16 protein-coding genes, 2 tRNA genes and 3 rRNA genes are annotated in these 23,419 nt (G+C 41.3%); 13 read left to right on the top strand and 8 right to left on the bottom strand.

The window, feature by feature from the left end; genetic code table 11:
• Positions 1 to 2 precede the first annotated feature (2 nt).
• Both ACFOOI_RS11305 and ACFOOI_RS11310 read left to right on the top strand, forming a co-directional pair.
• Positions 3 to 644, top strand: coding sequence for a hypothetical protein (locus ACFOOI_RS11305; protein ID WP_379838083.1), 642 nt, complete (start codon positions 3 to 5; stop codon positions 642 to 644).
• A 160-nt stretch (positions 645 to 804) separates the two neighbouring features.
• Positions 805 to 1,341, top strand: coding sequence for a hypothetical protein (locus tag ACFOOI_RS11310; protein ID WP_379838085.1), 537 nt, complete (start codon positions 805 to 807; stop codon positions 1,339 to 1,341).
• Between the two features lie 152 nt (positions 1,342 to 1,493).
• Here ACFOOI_RS11310 and ACFOOI_RS11315 read toward each other — a convergent pair whose 3' ends face one another.
• Positions 1,494 to 1,670, bottom strand: a complete 177-nt coding sequence (locus ACFOOI_RS11315; protein WP_379838087.1) for a hypothetical protein — start codon at positions 1,668 to 1,670, stop codon at positions 1,494 to 1,496.
• A gap of 234 nt (positions 1,671 to 1,904) precedes the next feature.
• Between ACFOOI_RS11315 and ACFOOI_RS11320 the strand changes: the two genes are divergently transcribed.
• On the top strand, positions 1,905 to 2,048 hold the full coding sequence (locus tag ACFOOI_RS11320; protein WP_379838089.1) for a hypothetical protein: 144 nt from the start codon (positions 1,905 to 1,907) through the stop codon (positions 2,046 to 2,048).
• A 326-nt stretch (positions 2,049 to 2,374) separates the two neighbouring features.
• Positions 2,375 to 2,503, top strand: coding sequence for a hypothetical protein (locus tag ACFOOI_RS11325; RefSeq protein WP_379838091.1), 129 nt, complete (start codon positions 2,375 to 2,377; stop codon positions 2,501 to 2,503).
• Between the two features lie 140 nt (positions 2,504 to 2,643).
• Here the strand turns inward: ACFOOI_RS11325 and rrf are convergent.
• The 5 genes from rrf to ACFOOI_RS11350 form a co-directional block, all read right to left on the bottom strand.
• Positions 2,644 to 2,755: ribosomal RNA gene (rrf, locus tag ACFOOI_RS11330) — 5S ribosomal RNA — on the bottom strand.
• Positions 2,756 to 2,867: 112 nt separating this feature from the next.
• Positions 2,868 to 5,685: ribosomal RNA gene (locus ACFOOI_RS11335) — 23S ribosomal RNA — on the bottom strand.
• 106 nt (positions 5,686 to 5,791) lie between these two features.
• Positions 5,792 to 5,865: transfer RNA gene (locus tag ACFOOI_RS11340), tRNA-Ala, on the bottom strand.
• A 22-nt stretch (positions 5,866 to 5,887) separates the two neighbouring features.
• A tRNA-Ile gene (locus ACFOOI_RS11345) sits at positions 5,888 to 5,961 on the bottom strand.
• A gap of 160 nt (positions 5,962 to 6,121) precedes the next feature.
• Positions 6,122 to 7,627 (bottom strand): 16S ribosomal RNA (locus ACFOOI_RS11350).
• The 16S, 23S and 5S rRNA genes sit together here with 2 tRNA genes alongside, the layout of an rRNA operon.
• A gap of 982 nt (positions 7,628 to 8,609) precedes the next feature.
• On the opposite strand from ACFOOI_RS11350, the gene ACFOOI_RS11355 reads away from it, so the two are divergent.
• From ACFOOI_RS11355 to ACFOOI_RS11395, 9 genes are all read left to right on the top strand, one after another.
• Positions 8,610 to 9,002, top strand: coding sequence for a nuclear transport factor 2 family protein (locus ACFOOI_RS11355; RefSeq protein WP_379840217.1), 393 nt, complete (start codon positions 8,610 to 8,612; stop codon positions 9,000 to 9,002).
• A gap of 6 nt (positions 9,003 to 9,008) precedes the next feature.
• A complete protein-coding gene (locus ACFOOI_RS11360; protein WP_379838093.1) occupies positions 9,009 to 9,599 on the top strand; it encodes a GNAT family N-acetyltransferase in 591 nt (196 codons plus the stop codon).
• Positions 9,600 to 9,799: 200 nt separating this feature from the next.
• A complete protein-coding gene (locus ACFOOI_RS11365) occupies positions 9,800 to 10,606 on the top strand; it encodes a ThuA domain-containing protein (protein WP_379840218.1) in 807 nt (268 codons plus the stop codon).
• A gap of 11 nt (positions 10,607 to 10,617) precedes the next feature.
• A complete protein-coding gene (locus ACFOOI_RS11370; RefSeq protein WP_379838094.1) occupies positions 10,618 to 13,776 on the top strand; it encodes a PVC-type heme-binding CxxCH protein in 3,159 nt (1,052 codons plus the stop codon).
• Positions 13,777 to 13,787: 11 nt separating this feature from the next.
• Positions 13,788 to 14,675, top strand: coding sequence for a sugar phosphate isomerase/epimerase family protein (locus ACFOOI_RS11375; protein ID WP_379838095.1), 888 nt, complete (start codon positions 13,788 to 13,790; stop codon positions 14,673 to 14,675).
• A gap of 21 nt (positions 14,676 to 14,696) precedes the next feature.
• A complete protein-coding gene (locus tag ACFOOI_RS11380) occupies positions 14,697 to 15,860 on the top strand; it encodes a mandelate racemase/muconate lactonizing enzyme family protein (RefSeq protein ID WP_379838096.1) in 1,164 nt (387 codons plus the stop codon).
• A gap of 53 nt (positions 15,861 to 15,913) precedes the next feature.
• Positions 15,914 to 16,399, top strand: a complete 486-nt coding sequence (locus ACFOOI_RS11385; protein ID WP_379838097.1) for a VOC family protein — start codon at positions 15,914 to 15,916, stop codon at positions 16,397 to 16,399.
• Positions 16,396 to 17,355, top strand: a complete 960-nt coding sequence (locus ACFOOI_RS11390) for an NAD(P)-dependent oxidoreductase (RefSeq protein ID WP_379838098.1) — start codon at positions 16,396 to 16,398, stop codon at positions 17,353 to 17,355. Before ACFOOI_RS11385 ends, ACFOOI_RS11390 begins: the two co-directional genes overlap by 4 nt.
• Positions 17,352 to 19,991, top strand: a complete 2,640-nt coding sequence (locus ACFOOI_RS11395) for a c-type cytochrome (protein ID WP_379838099.1) — start codon at positions 17,352 to 17,354, stop codon at positions 19,989 to 19,991. The genes ACFOOI_RS11390 and ACFOOI_RS11395 overlap by 4 nt, the downstream gene beginning before the upstream one ends.
• A 5-nt stretch (positions 19,992 to 19,996) precedes the next feature.
• Here the strand turns inward: ACFOOI_RS11395 and ACFOOI_RS11400 are convergent, their stop codons facing one another.
• Both ACFOOI_RS11400 and ACFOOI_RS11405 read right to left on the bottom strand, forming a co-directional pair.
• Positions 19,997 to 20,977 (bottom strand): hypothetical protein, encoded by a 981-nt coding sequence (locus ACFOOI_RS11400; protein ID WP_379838100.1) that lies wholly within the window; start codon positions 20,975 to 20,977, stop codon positions 19,997 to 19,999.
• Between the two features lie 4 nt (positions 20,978 to 20,981).
• Entirely contained in the window at positions 20,982 to 23,276 is a 2,295-nt protein-coding gene (locus ACFOOI_RS11405) for a kelch repeat-containing protein (protein WP_379838101.1), read from the bottom strand.
• Positions 23,277 to 23,419: the final 143 nt, after the last annotated feature.

Raw genomic sequence — 23,419 nt, forward strand, 5'->3', positions numbered from 1 at the left:
AAATGAAAAAATATATACTTCTTTCGTTCGCTTTAATTTCGATTATATTTGATGGAATGGCTCAAGAGAAAACCATTTCTTTGAAAAAAAAATCATTTGTAAATCAGACCGAATTTGCTGTATTATTGGGCAGAAGTCGCGAAAATATTTATTATTACTATTACGACATTTACCCGGGATATGGCCCGAACTACCCTGCAAGCGAAGATTATTCGATGCGAAACGTGGCGGCATTGAGCCTTCAGACATTTAATGGTTTTTATTTAAACAAAAAACTAGCCGTAGGTATCACCACAGGAATAGATTCATACAGCGACTTCTTGATCATTCCAATTTTGGCAGGAGCTAGATATCAATTAGCCCAAAAATCAGAAGAGGGCTCAAAGTTTATTGCAGGCTTGGACGCGGGTTTTGGAACACCTATATTGACCTCTAAAAATCAATACACGACCTACAATGGCGGACTAACCTTAAACCCGAGCGTGGGCTTTAAATTCCCAACAAAGTCAGGGTCTTCTTGGCTAATAAATTTTGGGTATAAATATCAATATGCTACTATTGATTCTAATTATGGAGAAGAAAATTTTGGTACGGAAAGCCGGAACTACAAAAGACTTCAAGTTAGACTAGGCTTTGAATTTTGAGAAGAAAATTTTTCAATTTAAGAAGTTTTCATTCTTTTCCTATTTCAAAAAAAACTTCTTATGACAAACTGGCTTAGTTTTTGCCTATTTTTAAATCGCCTACATGATCACACTCATGTGAGTAATTATTTTTATTTAACAACAATATAAACACAAACAAATGCTTAAAAAAGTATTATTACCACTCCTTATCATTCCAGCTTTTATTTTTTCATGTTCAAAAAGTGACGATGTAGTGCCTGTAGCTTCTTTAGAAGGAACATACAAATTAGAAAAACTTGAATTAGTTGTGGACGGAAATGCATTGAGCATTCCTTCATCAAGTTTAAACTCAAGTGTTAAGTTTAAGTCTGACGGTACTGTCGAAGTAGATGACGAATTAGTTTTCTTCGAAGGAAAGTATACCTATGACGCCACGAATAGCAAAGTTAGTTTTGAGGATGATTTTGATCCAAAAGATGTAATCAAAAGTACAGTTGACATCGAAAAAACAAGTGAAGGCAAGTATATATTCAAAACTGCCAAAGTTTCATTTGATGAAACTATAGACTTTAACAATACTACCTTAGAGCAAGAGCTTATTTTCTTCTCTTTGTTTGAAATTGATGAAGAATCGGCAACTTACAAAGCATTTGCTGCGAAAGTTGGAGATAATCCAAAAGATTATAGTTTGCACTATACATTCGCGAAACAATAAATATTAAAAACTCTTTTGTTTTGAGCCGTCTAGATTAGACGGCTTTTTTTATGGTTTCTTTATGGCATTATGCGTCTTTAACCACTCCTAGCCTTTTTTATCTAAAAAAAAATCCATCCAAACGTAATACATCTTTTTGCCCTCCTATACCTTTACAGAATGGTTAGAACCCAAAGGAATATGAAGTAAAGAGTAAGCCGCAAAGTAGGCTTGGGCATTGTCTGCAAAACCACCACCTCATAGTCTGTTAGCCCAAGAAAAAACTGTTCTAGCATGCCATGCTCATGTGGAGCTACTTTGTCTGGACCTCCGGTCTGAGCAGTCCCCATGGCAATTCTTGGTATATATTTATTTGGAAAAATAATCCTACTGATAGTATCTGGGTTTTTAATTGGTTCTGTATACGCCTCGCAATCCGTAAATTTTCTAAAATAAATAGCCCCTATATTTTCCCTCGGGAACCCCTTTAAAGCTAAACAAACTAGTGAATCAAAGAGAGCATTAGAGACTTTATATTAGGCAGTATTTATCTGAAGGACTATAGCTATTAAAAAAAGCAATTGATGCTAAAAAGAAATAGTGTAAACAAGAATAAAATAGACCACAGATACAAAAACAACAAAAACCTAAACGATATGAGACATGCTTTACTTACCTTATTGTGCCTTTGGCCCATATTAGCAGCCGCCCAACAAGTAGAAAACTGAGCAAATAGTAATCAAAGAATTCCACAAAGGTGACTACGTGGTAAATGCCTACAAAGACATTGAGTAACAAATAGCTCCGACTAACGCTCAAGCAGACAAGAATGCCAAAAAAACGAAACCCTATCGTCAAATCGAGCGGAGAAGAGAATCATAAGCGAATCGAGTACCGAAGCTCTCCTCTATCGCTCGAGTAGACAAGAATGCCAAAACGAAACCCTATCATCAAATTGAGCGGAGACAAAATTAATAAGCGATTATAGTTCCAGAAACTCTCGACTACTATTTGCTCCGAAAAAGATTCAGTATAACCTATAAACAAGCAATAAATGGGAACCAAACTTAAAAAGCGATTTGAAAAATCGCTTTACATTTTAGGCACAAAAAACTCACCATTTCTGCTGAGAATTTTGACCTTAATAAACTACCTGCCACTTACTGGAATGCCACACCACTGATACACCAGCACGTTACTCTCCTGGATTTAGCTCAAAATATAACTTTTAAAATCCCTACCCAGCGAATAAAAAAATCGCAGTAGTTTTTGGGCACAAAAAAACCCCAACATTTCTGTTGAGGTCTTTGTTCTTCAATAAATAACTGGCATCTACCTACTCTCCCGGGTTTGATCCAAGTACCATCGGCGGTGCGGGGCTTAACTGCTCTGTTCGAAATGGGAAGAGGTGTTCACCCGCCCTATTGACACCATGAAGGTCTTCAATAGTTTCTAAATTTCTTTAGAAGCTTTTAATATTTTTGACATTGCTCTGTACTACAATTGCTTGTAACACATTGCCAATAGAAAAGACTGAAAATTAAAAAAGTGAGAGTTTATCGGTTCATTAGTACTACTCGGCTGCATACATTACTGCACTTTCACCTGTAGCCTATCTACGTCGTCGTCTCCAACGTTCCTCTATGGAAGTCTCATCTTGAGGTGGGTTTCACACTTAGATGCTTTCAGCGTTTATCCCGTCCATACTTAGCTACTCTGCCGTGCCCTTGGCAAGACAACAGATACACCAGCGGTATGTCCAATTCGGTCCTCTCGTACTAAAATCAGAGCCCCTCAAACTTCCCACGCCCACCACAGATAGGGACCGAACTGTCTCACGACGTTCTGAACCCAGCTCGCGTGCCACTTTAATCGGCGAACAGCCGAACCCTTGGGACCTTCTCCAGCCCCAGGATGTGACGAGCCGACATCGAGGTGCCAAACCTCCCCGTCGATATGAGCTCTTGGGGGAGATCAGCCTGTTATCCCCGGAGTACCTTTTATCCTTTGAGCGATGGCCCTTCCATGCAGAACCACCGGATCACTATACCCATGTTTCCATCCTGCTCGACTTGTAGGTCTCACAGTCAAGCTCCCTTTTGCTATTGCACTCAACGCACGGTTACCAAGCGTGCTGAGGGAACCTTTGGAAGCCTCCGTTACTCTTTTGGAGGCGACCACCCCAGTCAAACTACCCACCAAGCGATGTCCCCCGTTCGGGGTTAGGAACCAGATATTCAAAGGGTGGTATTTCAACGTTGACTAAACTACGCCTGGCGACGCAGCATCGAAGTCTCCCACCTATCCTACACATCAAATATCCAGTCACAACGCTAAGCTATAGTAAAGGTTCACGGGGTCTTTCCGTCCCGTGGCGGGTAGACGGCATCTTCACCGTCACTACAATTTCGCCGAGCTCACGGCTGAGACAGTGCCCAGATCGTTACACCATTCGTGCAGGTCGGAACTTACCCGACAAGGAATTTCGCTACCTTAGGACCGTTATAGTTACGGCCGCCGTTTACTGGGGCTTCGATTCAATGCTTCTCTTGCGATGACATCCCCTCTTAACCTTCCAGCACCGGGCAGGTGTCAGGCCATATACGTCGACATTAATCTTCGCATAGCCATGTGTTTTTGTTAAACAGTCGCCTGGGCCATTTCTCTGCGACCAACATTGCTGCTGGTTCCCTTTATCCCGAAGTTACAGGGTTAATTTGCCTAGTTCCTTAGCCGTGATTCACTCGAGCACCTTAGGCTTCTCGCCTCGACTACCTGTGTCGGTTTGCGGTACGGTCAGTATATACCTATTCTTATTGGCTTTTCTTGGAACCTTATCCCCTCATTCGACTTGTCCGAAGACGCATCTCAACGCAGAATTCCGTCTCTACGTATGAAGCTTTAAAATCCGTCCCCACTTCGAAGTATACACTGGTTCAGTAATATTAAACTGATTCCCATCGGCTTCTGCTCTCGCATTATCCTTAGGGGCCGACTAACCCTCCGTTGATTGACGTAGCGGAGGAATCCTTAGTCTTTCGGTGTGAATGGTTCTCACATTCATTATCGCTACTTATTCCTACATTTGCTTTTCTGTACGCTCCAACACTCCTCAAGGAATATCTTCGCTGCATACAGAATGCTCCCCTACCCAAAGTATTGCTACTTTGACTATGCTTCGGTATTATACTTTATGCCCGCTTATTATCGATGCCCGCCCCGCTCGACCAGTGAGCTGTTACGCACTCTTTAAATGATTGCTGCTTCCAAGCAAACATCCTGGCTGTCTCGGCAGTCAGACTTCCTTTGTTCAACTTAGTATAAATTTAGAGACCTTAGCAGTAGTTCTGGGTTCTTTCCCTCTTGGACTCGGACCTTAGCACCCGAGCCCTCACTGCCGGCTATATCTTATCGCATTCGGAGTTCGTCTGAATTTGGTAGGATGTGACTCCCCCGCATCCAATCGGTAGCTCTACCTCGATAAGACTCAACGCCGACGCTGTACCTAAATACATTTCGGGGAGTACGAGCTATTTCCCAGTTTGATTAGCCTTTCACCCCTACCCACAGTTCATCCGAACACTTTTCAACGTATACCGGTGCGGTCCTCCAGTTGGTCTTACCCAACCTTCAACCTGACCATGGGTAGATCACTAGGTTTCGCGTCTACTCCATCGAACTACTCGCCCTATTCAGACTCGCTTTCGCTTCGGCTACGTTCCTTAAAAACTTAACCTCGCTCGATAAAGTAACTCGTAGGATCATTATGCAAAAGGCACGCCGTCACTACACAAAGTAGCTCCGACCGCTTGTAGGCGTACAGTTTCAGGTTCTATTTCACCCGGGTACTCCCCGTGCTTTTCACCTTTCCTTCACAGTACTAGTTCACTATCGGTGTCTCAGGAGTATTTAGCCTTGGCAGATGGTGCTGCCGAATTCAGAGGGGATTTCACCGGTCCCCACCTACTCAGGATACTGCTCGTCCTAGATTCTTTACGTTTACATGACTCTCACATTCTACGGTCAGGTTTCCCATCCTGTTCAACTTAAAATCTATTTCTAAATGCAGTCCTATAACCCCTAACATGCCGTAACATGCTAGGTTTGGGCTGGTCCGTGTTCGCTCGCCACTACTTACGGAATCACTCTTGTTTTCTTCTCCTATGGGTACTTAGATGTTTCAGTTCCCCACGTTCGCCTTTATACTTAGTATAAATTCTCATCCTTCAGATGAGAGGGTTGCCCCATTCGGAAATCTTTGGATTAACGGTTGTGTGCACCTCCCCAAAGCTTATCGCAGCTTATCACGTCCTTCTTCGCCTCTGAGACCCTAGGCATCCTCTGTACGCCCTTATCTAACTCTCGTTGTTTCTTTTCTCAGTCTTTTCCATCATGTCAATGTACGTTCCTCTAGTAAATAGCATTTATCTATGTACTAAAATTGCGGTACAAAATAAATTTTGTACCGATGTGGAGAATATCGGAGTCGAACCGATGACCCCTTGCTTGCAAAGCAAGTGCTCTAGCCAGCTGAGCTAATCCCCCATTAATTAAATACAGATTGAAGTGGGCCTGCCTGGACTCGAACCAGGGACCTTTACATTATCAGTGTAACGCTCTAACCACCTGAGCTACAAGCCCTCAATAAATGAGGCTAATCATTACTCACAATTACCCTAAAATCAATCAATACTTAATTAACTTGTTGATGAGAATATAAACATTTCCATTATACTTTTTTTTTAGTCTTCAAGACCCTTCCTTTGTTTATTTCATCAATCTTGCGATCGATTATCTCTAAAAAGGAGGTGTTCCAGCCACACCTTCCGGTACGGCTACCTTGTTACGACTTAGCCCCAGTCGCTAGTTCTACCCTAACGAAGTCTTTTACCTTCCGCTTCAGGTCTACCCAACTCCCATGGCTTGACGGGCGGTGTGTACAAGGTCCGGGAACGTATTCACCGCATCATGGCTGATATGCGATTACTAGCGATTCCAGCTTCATAGGGTCGAGTTGCAGACCCCAATCCGAACTGTGATTGGCTTTTTGTGATTCGCTTACTATTGCTAGCTCGCTGCACTCTGTACCAACCATTGTAGCACGTGTGTCGCCCTAGGCGTAAGGGCCATGATGACCTGACGTCGTCCCCTCCTTCCTCTCTACTTGCGTAGGCAGTCTTGCCTGAGTCCCCAGCATAACCTGATGGCAACAGACAATAGGGGTTGCGTTCGTTGCGGGACTTAACCCAACACCTCACGGCACGAACTGACGACGGCCATGCAGCACCTTGTTTCGCGTCATTGCTGACTTATCCATCTCTGAATAATTCGCTCACATTCTAGCCTAGGTAAGGTTCCTCGCGTATCATCGAATTAAACCACATGCTCCACCGCTTGTGCGGACCCCCGTCAATTCCTTTGAGTTTCACCGTTGCCGGCGTACTCCCCAGGTGGATTACTTATCGGTTTCCCTTGGTCACTGAGTCCGAAAACCCAACAACTAGTAATCATCGTTTACGGCGTGGACTACCAGGGTATCTAATCCTGTTTGATCCCCACGCTTTCGTGCATCAGCGTCAGTATATTTGTAGCAACCTGCCTTCGCAATTGGTATTCCTTCCGGTATCTATGCATTTCACCGCTACACCGGAAATTCTAGCTGCCTCCAAATAACTCAAGCTCAACAGTATCGGTGGCATGTAAAATCGTTAAGCGACTACCTTTAACCACCGACTTACTAAGCCGCCTACGCACCCTTTAAACCCAATAAATCCGGATAACGCTCGCCACCTACGTATTACCGCGGCTGCTGGCACGTAGTTAGCCGTGGCTTATTCTAATGGTACCGTCATTACCCCTCGCAAGGAGCACATTCTTCCCATTCAAAAGCAGTTTACAATCCAGAGGACCGTCTTCCTGCACGCGGCATGGCTGGGTCAGAGTTGCCTCCATTGCCCAATATTCCCTACTGCTGCCTCCCGTAGGAGTCTGGCCCGTATCTCAGTGCCAGTGTGGGGGTTACTCCTCTCAGAGCCCCTAAGGATCGTCGCCTTGGTGTGCCGTTACCACTCCAACTAGCTAATCCTACGCATGCCCATCTGTATCCAATAAATCTTTCAAATAAAAATGATGCCATTCCTATTATTATGCGGTATTAATCCCAGTTTCCTAGGGCTATCCCCCTGATACAGGTAGGTTACATACGCGTTACGCACCCGTTCGCCGGTCCTATTGCTAGGCCCTCGACTTGCATGTATTAAGCCTGCCGCTAGCGTTCATCCTGAGCCAGGATCAAACTCTCCATAGTAAATTACTTTAATACGAAAAGATCTCCTAACTTAAATTATTAGTATAATTTCTTTGTTTATATCCCCAACAAGTTAATGAACTTTATTCCACTTTATATCGTGAACTCGTGCTATCTATTAGCTCCCTATTTTTTCCCTCTCTCTCAACCGGGGTGCAAAGGTAATAACCTTTTTTTACATTCCAAATTTTAAGAGAAAAAAATTTAAGAATAATTATGAACTTTATTTCCCGTTTTTTGCTTTAACTCAATCGCCACTGCCGTTTTGGGAATGCAAAGATAGCACTCTGCGAATTAGATTTCCAAATATATTTTGAAAATAAATTAAACTATTTTGTAAGTAAATAGTTATCAATGAGTTTTGTTTAAAAAAACTTTGTGAAATATCCGACAATACGCCTATGAGAACCTACTTAGGATATACGAGCAGGTAAAAACAGCCTAAAAATTTTAAAAAAAATATTCACTTTATTAAAAAAAAAATTTCATTTTACTGCAAATAGGCGATTGAGTGGCTATAATGGATGCAATAAAAATCTGAAAATAATATTTGTGATGTTCTGAATGTTTTAAAATTCTATGTTCTCCAATCCTAAAAAATGTATTTGATCAATAGAACCAACCTAAAATGGGTAATTGATACAAAGAGGTTCAAATTATCTCTATATCATTTGTAGGAATTGACTAAACCATGCATAAAGAAAGAAGGAAATAGTACATTTACTATATTCTAGAAACACTTGTTTCCTCTGAAATGAAAATCGATAATATACTTATGTGTGTCCTTATTGCGGCAGGGACAGAAACGGTTAGCCCACAGCTGGCGAAGCCGCGAGGACTATGAGTGGATGGCCCGACCCCTTGTGGGTGCCGCCCTAATAATGAAAGAAGATAAATGATGAACTACATTAAAGATGACTTTGGGGATTCTTTGATTAAAGAAAAGCAATTAGATTTGTGTAAAAAATTAACTGAGTATAGAATGGATGCGAAAGAGATTGTGAAAAACTACTATGCGTGTTTTAACGCGAAGGATTGGAATGGGATGCTGGCGTTGGTTTCGCCCGAGGTAAGACATGAAGCAAATCAGGGTGGTGTATATATAGGTAAGGAGAAATTTGTGGCTTTTGTGAAAAGAATGGAGGAATGCTATGACGAGCAGCTAGAAGAGATGGTGATAATGGGAGAAGGAGACAGAGTGGCTGCGGAGTTTGTGGTACATGGTGTTTATAAACTAGCAGAAGAAGGTTTGCCTGTGGCTAACAATCAAAAGTATGTGTTGCCTGCTGGTGCTTTTTTGGAGGTGAGGGATGGGTTGATAAGTCGGGTTACCACGTATTACAATTTACCTTTATGGATTTCGATGGTTTCTTGATAGCTTATGAATTTGAGATATGAAAAAGTGACGGGTGCTTCTATTAAAGATATAGTAAACCAACTTGCCAAAGTGCGGATTGAGGTTTTCGGGGCTTACCCGTATCTATATGAGGGAAGCTTGGAATATGAGCAGGCGTACTTAAAGACTTATTGGCAAAGTGAAGGTGCCATGGTGTTTTGTGTGTATGATGAAAATGTGCTAGTAGGGGCGTCTACTTGTATACCTTTAAAAGATGAAACTGATGAAGTGAAAGCTCCTTTTGAGGCGGCAGGTTTGGATATTGAGACTATATATTACTTTGGAGAGAGTGTTTTGTTGGAAAAATATAGAGGAGAAGGGATTGGTAACCGTTTTTTTGAGGCGAGGGAAGAACATGCGAAACTGAGCGGTGAATTCAAATTTGCGTATTTTTGTGCGGTGCAGCGACCTAGCGACCACCCTCTTAAACCTGAAGGATATAAACCTTTGGATGTTTTTTGGCTAAAAAAAGGGTATCAGATGAGTACCTTGGAGAGTAAATTTAGTTGGAAAGACATAAACGAACCTAAGGAAACAATGAAAAGTATGCTTTACTGGTTTAAAGAATTAGGCTAAGTCTAATAGTATTTTTCGTTTTCTAATGAATTAATATCGGAAACAAATAAAAGGCATTTTTCTAAGAAGAAATTTGCCTTTTTTTATTTTAAAATATTTCAAAAATTACAATCAAATTAATATCTTGTAGTTAATATTCAACCTACTACAAGATGTATAAAATCATAAAAATCAGTTTATTGATACTGGCCTGTGCGAGTATGTATTCGACTTTTGCTCAAAAAAAGCCTTTGGTGGTCTTTGTGTGTGGCGACCATGAGTATAGTGGGGAGCAAACCCTCCCTTATTTGGCAGCCGAATTAAGTAAAAACTATGGCATAGAAACCAAAGTGCTTAGTGCATACCCTAATCAAAATGCCGAAAAAAACATACCGGGCTTGGAAATATTAGAAAAAGCTGACTTGGTGGTGTTTTTTTTGAGATGGAGGCAGCTGCCCAACGACCAACTTCAATATATAGAAAAGTACTTAAAAGCAGGAAAACCTGCAATAGGGTTGAGAACAACCTCGCACGCGTTTAATTTTCCTAAAGGTGATGTATCAGAAAACTGGAATGCATTTGGTGAATGGGCATTTAATGCTCCGCCCGGTTGGGGTGGAAAAGCCAACCACACACACTACGGACACAAAAGCAGTACAGACGTACGAATAGCTCCAAAGGCAAGGAAGCATCCTATAGTAAAGGGCGTATCTTCTGATTTCCATTCAGAATCGTGGCTATATAAGGTACAGCCCGATTATCCGTCGGGGGACTCGGAGTGGATATTGATAGGCAAAGCGGTGAATCCTGACAAAGAAGCAATAGAGAGCCCTGTGGCTTGGATAGGGACCAATAGTTTTGGAGGGAAAATATTTTTCACGACGCTCGGGCACCCTGCCGATTTTGCTATTGAAGATTTCCAGAAGTTGCTTGTTAATGCTATTCACTGGGTACTTGGGCTAAAAGCTCCTAAAAAGTGGAAAGGAAAGATAGATATACAAGTACCTTATAGAGGTATAGTTAAATAACTACAAAAATCATGAAACTAAAACTTATACTTTCGGGGCTTACTGTTGCCTTGGTACTGGTATTTGGAAGTTCTTTTCAAGAGAATAAAACAAATGCTATTCAATTAAAAAAGGGTCAGAAGATTGCCCTTATTGGTGGAAATTTAGGTTCAAGGATGTTAAACTACGATCACTTTGATACGGAAATGCAACTTAGATACCCGGATAGCTTGCTCACGATACGTAACTTATGTGATGGTGGAGATACTCCTGGGTTTAGGCCGCATTCGGCGAGGTTTTCACCATGGGCATTTCCTGGGGCAGAGATTTATCAAACCGAATATGCAAATAACTCAGAAAGTGAAGGCTTTTTTCCTACGCCTGACCAATGGTTGGGAAACTTAGAAACGGATGTGGTCATTGCTTTTTTTGGATTTAATGAATCATTTTCAGGAAAAGAAGGGCTTATAAACTTCAAAAAAGAACTTGAGGCATTTATAAATCATAGCCAAAACCAAACCTATAACGGCCATTCGGCACCGCAGTTGGTGCTGGTTTCGCCCACCGCTTACGAAGATTTATCTCTGGAAATGGATGTGCCCGATGGAAAAAAAGAAAACATTGACCTTTTAATGTATAGCCAAGCCATGAAAGATGTGGCAAAAAAGAACAGCGTTTTGTTTTTAGATGTGTTTTCAGCGTCAAAAAGTTGGTATAAAAACTCAGAGAAAGCATTGACCACAGATGGGCTACAGCTCAATGACGCTGGTTATTTGCTTTTATCTCGTTTTATGGCAGATGAAATTTATGGTAAAAAGCAGATTCTAAATGAAGAAAGAAGAGATTTAGTAAAAGAAATGGTGCAGGAACGCAACTGGATGTGGCAAAATGATTACAAAATCCCGAATGGAGTACATGTTTATGGACGCCGTTTTAATCCATTTGGCCCTGACAATTACCCTTATGAAATAGAAAAAATAAGGGAAATGACTGCGATAAGAGACCAAGCGATATGGCAGGCGGCACAATTAGGTACCAAAATGGACATAGCCGCGGCTGATAAGTTAACGAGAACTCTGCCTCCTGTAGCTACAAATTTTAATCCTGACCACAATGGAAGTTTAAAATATCTATATGGCGAAGAGGCTTTAGCGAGTATAAAAGTAGCCGATGGATATAAACTTGAGCTGTTTGCGTCTGAACAGGAATTTCCAAATTTAGCAAATCCGGATCAAATGACATTTGACAACCGAGGGAGACTTTGGGTGGCCACAATGCCAAGTTACCCGCATTACAAACCCGGGGATGCTCGGCCGAATGATAAAATTCTGATTTACGAAGACACAAACAATGACGGAAAAGCTGATAAAGAAACGGTGTTTTTGGATGGACTACATGTGCCTGTGGGCATGGAGTTGAGCCACGACGGGGTGTATATTTCGCAAGGAACTAACTTGATGTTTTATAAAGACACTGACGGCGATGACCGAGCAGACTACAAAGAAATAATTTTTAGTGGCTTCGATGACCACGACACCCACCACGAGATATCGGCATTTACAACAGACGAGTCTGGTGCGATTTATATGGGCGAAGGGACTTTTTTGCACACCAATGTAGAGACGCCATACGGAACAGTACGAGGCACAAACGGAGGTTTTTATAGATTTAATCCAAAAAGAAGACACTTGGAGCGTGTGGCTCAACTTGCGATTCCTAACCCATGGGGAATTGCTTTTGACGGTTGGGGACAAAACTTTTATGCTGAAACCTCAGGCCCAGATGTGACGTGGATGCTACCGGGAACCATAAAAAGTAGATATGGTGAAGCTAACCCTAAAGGTAAAAGTATAATAGAAGAAGACCACAGGGTAAGACCTACGTCGGGTTTAGAGTTTATTTCGAGTCGACATTTTCCTGACGAAGTCCAAGGTGACTTACTGATAAACAACACGATAGGTTTCTTGGGAATGAAACAGCACCAAATATTTGAGGACGAAAGCGGCTATAAATCTAAACATAGAGTTGACTTGGTGGTGGGCAATGACCGAAACTTCAGACCGGTAGATATGGAGTTTGCTCCTGATGGTTCTTTATATTTTATAGACTGGCACAATGTGCTCATAGGCCATATGCAGCATAGTGCCCGTGACCCACTCAGAGACCATGTGCATGGAAGAATATACCGAATTACGAATACCAAAAAGCCACTAGTAAAACCTGCACACATATTTGGGGCAAGTATAGATGTGCTTTTAGAAAATTTAAAACTGCCAGAATATAGGTCTCGCTACCGAACTCGCAGAGAACTAAGGGGTCGAAATGCTAATGAGGTTTTGAACAAAATGAATACTTGGTTAAGTAAACTTGATAAAAACGAAGCTGCTTATGAACACCACAGACTAGAGGCTCTTTGGGTAAGTTGGGGTTTAAATAAAGTAGAGCAAAAACTACTTCGTGAATTGTTGGCATCGAAAGATTATAAGGTGCGTGCGGCGGCTGTAAGGGTGGTTCGCTACAACGGCCACCAAATAAAAGACCAGGCAGCATTGCTCATGCAAGCAGCAAAAGATGCAAACGGAAGAGTAAGGTTGGAGGCTATGGCCGCAGCGTCATGGTTGCCCAAAGCTCAGGGTTTACCGATTCTTTTAGAAATTAAAAAAAGACCAATAGATAGCTGGATGACGAAACCACTGGATGCTGCAATTGCTCATATCAATGGATTAAATATCACAAAAGACAAAGAAATAGTAAGCACTTCGCATATTCAAGGGAAAGATTTGGAGCTATTTAATTTGGGGAGAACGATATTTTCGAAAGAAGGATACTGTATAACCTGCCATCAACCCGACGGAAAAGGCCTGAAAGCATCGGGTTTCCCTCCGCTCGCCAAAACTCCTTGGGTTACCGGAAGTGAAGATAGGCTCATCAAAATAGTACTTAAAGGTATGATGGGAGAAATAGAAGTTAAAGGCACCACTTTTTCTGGGCAAGTACCTATGACGCCTTATGGAGGCATGCTTAATGACAAAGAAATGGCCGCAGTACTTACCTATGTCAGAAACTCATTTGGAAATAAAGCCTCAGTGATTCAACCCGAAAAAGTAAAACAAGTGCGGGCTCAGGTGGCAAATAAAAAAGGTTTATATAATTCAAGTAAACTATTGGAGGAACATCCGATGGAAAAATAAAACACGAAACGATGGAATTATCGATACACAATTGGATGCGAGCAGAGAGCATCGAAAAAACAGTAGAACGAATAGCGAGGCTGGGTTACGAAAAAATTGAGATTCAGGGAGCACCCGAAATGTATGACACCAAAGCCGTTAAGAGGCTATTGGACACACATCACATAAAGTGCTGGGGCTCGGTGACGCTTATGTTAGAAGACCGCAACTTGCTAGCAAAAGACATAAAACAAAGAGCAAAGTCTGTGCAATATGTAAAAGATACCGTACGGATGGTAAAGGAACTTGATGGCCAAATGGTGTCAGTTGTGCCAAGCACCGTGGGAAAAATAATACCTGACGGCAGACCAGAAGATGAATGGCGATGGGCAGTGGAAAGTATGCAAGAGATATATGAATATGCAGAAAGCCTTCAAATAAAGATTGGCATAGAGCCCATCAATAGGTTTGAAACTTACTTCGTAAACCGGGGCGACCAAGCTATGGCATTGGCAGAAGCCACTGGACCAAACTGTGGCGTTTGCCTCGACGTGTTTCATATGAACATAGAAGAAGACAATATGTATGCGGCTATAAAAAGGGCTAAAGATAAGCTCGTTGGTTTTCATGTGGCAGACAATAACCGCATGGCACCCGGAATGGGGACTTTTGATTGGGAAAAAATAATTTCAACTTTAAAAGAAATCGACTACGACCAGGTATTATCGGTAGAGTTTTGCTCGCCGCTTGACAGAACACCGGCAAATCCGTATCCAAACTCGATAGATGAAAACCCATCTGACATGACCGCAGAGCAAAAGAAGTTTTTGGAAGACCACGGAAGTTCAGCTGTAACCGAAGAATTCTATACGTTTTTAAGTCAAAAATCAGTAGAAACTCTACGACCACTTATCGCATAATATCACAAAAGAAAATTAGACATGAAAATAACAAATGTGGAAGCTTTTTGGCTTCAATGCCCGATACCTAAAGAAAAACAACACTTCTCAGACTATGGATTATTAACAGACTTTGACATGACCTTGGTGGTTATAACCACAGATACTGGCTTACAAGGATTTGGCGAAGCAAAAGCTGCCGTAGGTTCATCAGGTGTGTGTGCATCTATAGTGAGATGTATAGAAATAGAAATTAAACCCAAACTAATAGGACAAGACCCTGCAAATATCACGAAGATTTGGGAGCAAATATATAACGGAACAAGAGATCACTATGCACTATCAAGAGGTAGAAAATTTCCGATTTTAGGTAGAAGAGGGCTAACTATTTCGGCCCTTAGTGGCATAGATACCGCACTTTGGGACCTAAAAGGAAAAGTACTCGGAGTGCCTGTAGCAACACTTTTGGGAGGAGCATGTAGAGACAAAATGGAAGCGTATGCAAGCGGCGGGTGGGCAAAAGCTGACGCTATTGGCGAGCAACTGTTGAGTTATACAGCCAAGGGATTTAAAGGAGTAAAAATGCGTGTAGGCATAATGGACCAAACCGTAAACGAAAGCATAAAACGCGTAAAAGCAGCACGAACGGCACTCGGAGACGACATCAAACTCATGACAGATGCTCACGGAACATTTAGTGTGCCTGAGGCCAAAAAGTTTTGTAGAGGCGTAGAAGACTGCGATTTATACTGGTTTGAAGAGCCCATCAGCCCTGACAATCGCCACGGAACTGCCGAAGTGAGAGCCTCCACAACTATACCGATAGCTGCTGGAGAAAGTGAGTACACCGCCTTTGACGTGCGAGACCTCATAGAAGTACGGGCATTAGATGTGTTGCAACCTGACTCGGCTATAATTGGCGGCATCACCGAAGCCATGCGAGTAGCCCACTTGGCACATACCTACCAACTTGAGTTGGCTCCGCATTGCTGGGGCTCTGCGTTTTCGTTTATGGCAGGGGTAAATGTAGCGTTTGCGTCACCTGCTGCGGTAGTTATCGAGTTTTCGTCAGGAGGAAACCCGATGATGTATGAGCTGGTAAATGAAAAAATAGAAGCAGTGGATGGAAATATATTGGCACCGACGGCACCCGGTTTAGGCCTGAGTCCAAACTGGGATTTTGTAAAAGAATATACGGTAGCTTAATTTTTTTCTCCCAAAAAAAAAACTAAAAATCAAACCTTAAAGAATATAAAACAATGGCAAAGGCAATCGGTATAAATCATGTAGCATTGGTGGTTTCAAACCTCGAAGAGGCATCTGCTTTTTATGAAAAAGAAATGGGCTTAGAGGTTATCCCGGCCTTTTTATTTGATTACCCCACGGCATTTTTTAAGTTTAACGACACCCAGCAACTGCACCTAACCGAATGGGACGACAGCTACTCATTTAGAGGGCACGTTTGTATAATCATGGATGATATAAATCCGATTTATTGGCGAATGAAAGAACTGGGAATCATAGACACCACCCCTTGGGGAAAAGTCAGGGTATTGCCCGGTGGCAACTTACAAATGTTTGTACGGGACCCCTCAGGTAATCTTTTGGAGCTTTCAAGTCCTCCCGGATACGAATTAGACCCAAAAATATTAGAAGATGAGCTTTTTAAAGAAGGGATATATGTTTCGGGACGAAATGATTATCGCGGGTATAAATCAAAAGACGCAACACTTTATCATTCATGAAAAAAAACATTCTTTTATTAGAAACCATTGCTCCAGAAGCCATGGAAATACTTGAAAAGGCCACGGATGTAGCTTTACATTTTGGCTTTGATTCAAAAACTATTAAAGAAATAACCGATCAGAATGAGATTCACGGCATAATAACCCGCGGCATTGGTAAAGTAAACGAAGAACTAATGACTGCCTGCCCAAAGCTAGAAGTAGCCGCAAGGTGTGGCGTGGGTTTGGACAATTTGGATGTAAAAACCGCTTCTGAAAAAAATATAAAAATAGTAAACACGCCCGGAGCAAATGCCAATACAGTTGCCGAACATACCATAGCCTTGATGCTAATTTTGCAAAGGAATATGTACACCGCAATAAATGATGTAAAGTCTGGCAACTGGGCTGCGAGGGCGACTTTTAAAAGTGATGAGTTAAACGAAAAAACCATAGGAATAATGGGCCTTGGCAACATTGGGCTTAAAGTGGCCAATATAGCCCAAGTGTTAGGCATGAAGGTTATCTATTGGTCGCAAAATCCAAAAGACGTGCCTTATGAGCGAGTAAGTCAAGCTGAAATATTTGAAAGATCGGATGTCATTTCGCTTCATTTATCATTAAACCCCGAAACGGAAGGAATAATAAGTGCTGAAAACTTAGCCAAATGTAAACCTACGGCAATCATTATTAATACTGCTCGAGGCCAATTAGTAAACAAAGAGGCAATGGTACAAGCACTTCATGCCAACAAACTCGGGGGTTATGGGGCAGATGTACCCACTACGCCTCCACCCACAAAAGACGACGAGTTGACCAGCCACCCGAAAGCCATAATTACGGCTCATGTAAGTAGCCTAACCGCTAATACCTACAAAAACATGAGCATTACTACTGCTAATAACGTATTGAGCATTTTACGAAATCACGCTATTGATTCTAAATTTATTTTTAATCTGAAAGACCTCAAACTATGAAAACTATAACAAAGCTCTTGGCTTCCGCACTTTTTTTTGTTTTGGCTTTTGCCTTGGTTTCGGTAACCTATAAACGGTACTACGCCTCTGAGGAAAACCCAAAAATAAGTAAACTAAAACTGCAGCCAGGCTTTGTGGCAGAGCATATTATGAGTCCTTCAGAAGAAGGCTTGGGGTCGTGGGTAGCCATGTGTTTCGATGATAAAGGCCGCCTGATTACCTCAGACCAATACGGTGGTTTATACAGAATGAAAATACCAGCTGTAGGAGCCGAAAGTCTAAAACCTCAAATAGAAAAAATTCAGTTAGAAAACGACAGTTTAAACTTCGGAGCCGCCCAAGGCTTACTTTATGCATTTAATAGCCTCTATGTAATGGTAAATAATAGGCCAAGCAAAAAACTACCAAAAACAAGCGGCCTTTATAAACTAACCGATACCAATGGCGACGACCAATATGACCAACTTACGCTTTTAAAAGAACTGGTTGGCGAAGGCGAACATGGCCCTCATAGCATAAAACTATCTCCCGATGGCAAAAGCCTATATGTGGTGGCTGGCAACCATACCGATTTACCAGTGATGAATCATTATAACCTACCAAAAAATTGGGCGTACGACAATCTTTTTACCGAAATAAAAGACCCGCGAGGACACGCAAACGACAGAAAAGAGCCCGGTGGCTGGGTAGCAAAAGTAAGTCCGGACGGCTCAAATTGGGAGTTAATGGCAGCGGGTTTCAGAAATCCTTTTGACCTTGCATTTAATGCCGAAGGCGATCTTTTTGTGTATGATTCTGATATGGAGTGGGATTTTGGCACTCCGTGGTATAGACCTACCAGAATTTGCCATGTGAGCAGCGGAGCAGAGTTTGGCTGGAGAACGGGTGATGGAAAATGGCCCGAATATTTCCCTGACAACTTACCTCCTGTTTTAAATATCGGGCAGGGCTCCCCTACCAACTTAATTGACTTGAGAAAAGCAAAGTTTCCGGCAAAATACAAAAATGCCTTTCTGGCTTTTGATTGGAGTTTTGGGATTATGCACGCTGTGTATCTTTCGCCAAGAGGAGCTACTTATTCCGCTCAAAGAGAAGAGTTTTTGTCTGGAGTTCCGCTTCCACTTACCGACGGGGTTATAGGACCAGACGGAGCTTTGTATTTTATGACAGGCGGCAGAAGGCTTGAGTCAGATTTATACCGCGTTTATTATTCTGGTTTGGTAGAAAATGAAGAAGAAAAAACACCCGAACTAAATACTGAAAATAAACTTAGAAGGTCTTTGGAGAAATATCATGTAGGACCTGACCCCGAGGCGATTGAAGCCGCTTGGCCACATTTAAGTCATCCGGAAAGATTTGTGAGATATGCAGCGAGAATAGCCATAGAGCAACAACCTGTGGCTCAATGGCAGGCGTTGGCCTTAAACGAAAAGAATGCAGAAAGACTGATTCAAAGCAGTATTGCATTGGCCAGAAATGGAAATGCTGAAATTAAAGATTTGATTTATAAAAACTTGGTAGATATAAATTACGCATCGCTCACACAAGAACAAAAAATAGACCTTTGGAGAGCTTATGAATTGGTTATCAGCCGAATGGGACAGCCAAAATCAGAATTTAAAACACAAATAATTAGGAAACTAGAAGCAGTTTTTCCAACTGCAAATCTAAGCGAAAACCGATCCATATTTAAGCTATTGGTAAACCTCGACGCCCCCAATGCCGTAAAAAAAGGCCTCATGATGTTAGAGAAAAAAGAAGCTCTGAATACCGCGATTCCTACCGCCACGGCATCTGAAGACCTAATATTCAGAAACCCGCAGTATGGACTTGACATAGCACAAATGTTAGGAAAAGTGCCGCCAATGGAGCAAACATATTACGCGATTATGCTCAGCAAAGCAAAGGTAGGATGGAGTACAAATGCCTACGAGAGGTATTTTTCTTGGTATAAAAAGGCATTTGAATATAAAGGAGGAAACTCGTATGTGGGATTTTTAGACAGAGCCCGAAAAATAGCTCTTGCAAATGCTCCAAAGGAAAAAAAAACCTATTATAATAAAATATCAGGGGGCGAAAACTTGAGTAAAAGCGGCAATGACCTCGCCGACGATGACTACCCAAAAGGTCCTTGGCGAAACTGGAAATCTGCTGATGCTTTGGCACTTTTTATGGAACCATTGGCAGATAGAGATTTTAAAAATGGCAAGGCGATGTTCCAAGCCACAACCTGCCTAAAATGCCACGAAATGCAAGGCGAAGGCGGCAACATTGGACCTGACCTCAGCTCTGTTGGTACTCGTTTTGGCACAAAAGATATCTTAGAAGCCATAATGGACCCCAATAAAAGTATTTCGGACCAATATGCGGCCACTTCATTCCAACTAAAAAATGGTGAAACTCTGGTAGGCAGGATTATTTCAGAAAATGAAACCGCGTATCAAATCTCTCAGAATCCGTTTGCTCCTGATATGCTACAGAAAGTCTTGAAAAAAAATGTAACCTCCAAGGAGTATTCAAGTGTTTCGCTGATGATGCCGGGGCTCATAAATTCGCTAAATGAAGAAGAGCTCAAAAACTTAATGGCCTATTTGGTTTCAGGCGGAAATCCCAAAAGCTCGGTGTTTAAACAGTAGAATTATTACTTATTACAACCTGAATATACGTAGCTAGTGATAGCTGCCGAAGGGTCACTTTCATTTATAGCACTCACCATATTTCCTTTGGTATTAATACTGTGGGTTATTTGATTTTCAAACACTTTCACGGCGGTATTGGTATCGGCGTTTATGGTGTATTTGGTTGTTTTGTTGATATAAAACTTATCGTCGCCAAGTGGGTTTTTAAAGTATGGCATCCCTTTGTAACTATCTACAAACTCCGAACCTACTTTGGTTCGCTTTACATTAGAAATTTCAAATTGATCTTGCAGCACTTTTTTACCTGGTTTTTCGTAAACTTCTTGCTTTAAAAGCATGTCATTGCTGTCGTACGTATACAGATTAAAGGTTTCAGTGCCCGAAATACTTGAAGATTTAGTTATTAAGCCTTTTTCATTTAGTTCAAAATTAATGAAAGGGTTGGTCCTATTTATGGCTTTGCCGTTCCTAAATTCCGTTATGGTTTCGCTAATATATTTTTCTGACATCTTAATTAACTCATTAGATGCATTGTAAAAATACGTAGTGACGTTTGGTAAAGCTATTCGGTTACTTTTATGCGTTTTTTTTACCAAAAGTCCATTTTCGTATTCATATTTGATATTAAAACCAATGTCCGAACTATTGTTAATTTCTATCAAAAAACCTTGATTATCATACGAGTATGATTCAGACTGGTTTGAAAGGAGATTTTTTTTGAGCACCAACCTATTTTGTGAATCATAGGCGTACGTAACCTGTGTCACACCGTTTACCTTTTCTTCCATAAGCTTACAATCACCAACTACCGTTTCCCTTTCGTTTTCAAAAATATCAGCGTATTCTTTTAAACAAATGCCACTTACAGGTTTTGAAAAGCTATTTAAGCTAATCAAGGTTATGGCAATCGAAAGCGTTATTTTTTTCATTTTCAAAAAGTAAAATCTAAAACTAAGAGCTTGTTTTTTTTCAAAGTACTTCATGTTCTTATGGTTTAATAGAAGGTTTCCAACCGTAATTTAAGGTGGCAAATTCACTATTGAAAGTAGTATAAATTTCGGTTTTGATGTTAGACAAATTTACGGCTGAGTTAGCTGCACGAAGTTTTACTTTTATTCTCCTAATGGGCAAATACTGCCCCTCTGGAAATAAGACCACATATTTTTGAGTACCGTCAGAGGTGGTGTTTCCAAAATTTAAGCTACTGGAGTTAACATTGACTAACTGCACAGTTGTGCCACTTGCTACCGCATATTCACCAATAATATCAGTCAAAGAGCCATTTGCCAAATATACATTTTGAGGCAATGTAATATCTAATCGAGCTTTGCCTTTCGGAAAATCACTCCCCAAATTTTGATTGTTGCTAGGGTTAGCGTAAGTACCCGAGCCAAGTTCTATTGTAAATAATTTTGAGCCTTCGCCTGCATTTAAAGTTGGTATAGGAGCCTTATATTCATACCAATTGAAAGAATCTAAGGTTTTGGTTGGGGCATTTGTAATAAGATCTAAATTGTATTTTTCACCTGCATAATCTCCATATGAAACCTGAGCATTCCAATGATTCCAAGAATAAGTATTTGATGTAGGTGTATCAAAATTTGCCATACAGTGATTCACCAAGGCTAATACTTTTACTACTTGCCCTGCCTCTATTTTAGGAATAGTGATTTCGAAAGCCGACTTATAATAAGCGGTATCATAACTACACAAAGAGGTACCAACAGGGTCGGGACCAACATACGGACTCGCGGTTATTTTTACCCCTGTTTTGGGGCTATTTGCTCCGTCTACTATTTTGAGGTTATTAATATGCGTAGCCGAGTATGTATTCTGCGTAGTCTTACCAAATTTCAGCACTACATTTATAGCCGTTTGTTGGGCCACATTCGTAATGGTAATTTCTCTGTTAGAAGTTTTATAAGGCGAAATTCCATTTGGCACAAAGTCATCTTTGGTGATTGCAAACTCTAGTTTAGCCTTTGGATTGGGCTCAAGGTCATATTTCCACAAAGCCCCCATATAACTCCACTGATTATTTGCCCCTAAGCCATAGCCATTAAATAAATATACCGAACTGTCGGTTTTAATGTGGTCAAAAGTAGTAAACTGTGAGCCTGCAATATTATAGTCATTTGCTTCAAAAGGCTGGTTGGTTGGCAAATATGGCGGTCCCCAATCTACATTGAGATTTCCAGTTTTTTGCCATGCCCCATTCATAAACTTCCAAATGGTTCTGTTTGGCAGTTTCATCCAGGGTAAGCCGTCATTTCCTAACCAACAAAGTGCTTCTGCCTGTGAACCCGGCGATGTGTCTGACATATAACCCTCTATGGCCAGCAGAGTCCATGCTTTAGTTTTAGGATTATACCTCCACGTGTCGGAAAGCTGAATTGCACCAGAATGCACCTCTCCGTTATATCCTCCATAAAACCAGAAGTTCCCTTGATTGTCTACCCAATAATTATAATCTGACCTTGCCCTCAGTTTATAGGTAGTTGACGTTTGGCCAGTTGTGCTCGGATATACGCCACCTGGTGTATTTGGCGGATTTAGGGCATTACAATCTCCGGTTTCGCAGGTCCATTTTTGAGAAGAAACTGTGTATTTCCACATGTCATTTAAAGGATAAGGAGCATTTACACCATCATAAAACACACCTCCAAATACCCAATAGTTTCCATCAGTGTCAAACCAGCCTCTGGCTCTGTAGCGAGCTCGAGGCCAATCAGGAGCTGAAGTTCCAAAGCTACCCGCCGAAGAATGCGAGGTGCTTCCGCCTAACCAAGTCCATTTATTGGTATTGGTGTTATATTTCCAAAAATCATTCCAGGCAGTGTGATAGCCAAGATCTTGGGTTTCTCCTCCGAAAATATACATATTCCCACTTTTGTCAATAGCAGATGCCATTCTACTTCTTTTGCCCATGTGAGCGGTTGTACTTTCACTTAATTTATCGGTATAAACGCCATTACCGCCACTGTCTCCTATGTATACCCACGCTTTTTGATTTATATCATAATACCAAACATCCGAACCTGAAGTATAGCCATCACCCCCGTAAATCCAAATTTTCTTGTTGTATATTCCTGAGCCACAATGTTCCCTTACGCCTGGTCTATTATTAGCATTTGGTACTCCGGCCGTGGTGAACTGATTCCAGCTATCACCATAAGTGCTTAAAAATCCTCTTAAAAAAGACCACTGGTTTTGAGCAAAAATATTCTGAGCAGAAAAATAAACGAAGGCGAAAAGTATAAATTTTACAGCACGATTTCTCATTCTAATTTGACTTAAATATTTAAAAAGTAAAACCTTTAAAATATCCTTCTAAAAAAAATACGGTTATTACTGGTATAAGCATAATAGCAAACCAGTTAATCAATTGTTCTTTTAGGATAAGTAAATTGATATATTCAAAAACT

The organism is Lacihabitans lacunae (assembly GCF_042649125.1).
Taxonomy (GTDB): domain Bacteria; phylum Bacteroidota; class Bacteroidia; order Cytophagales; family Spirosomataceae; genus Leadbetterella; species Leadbetterella lacunae.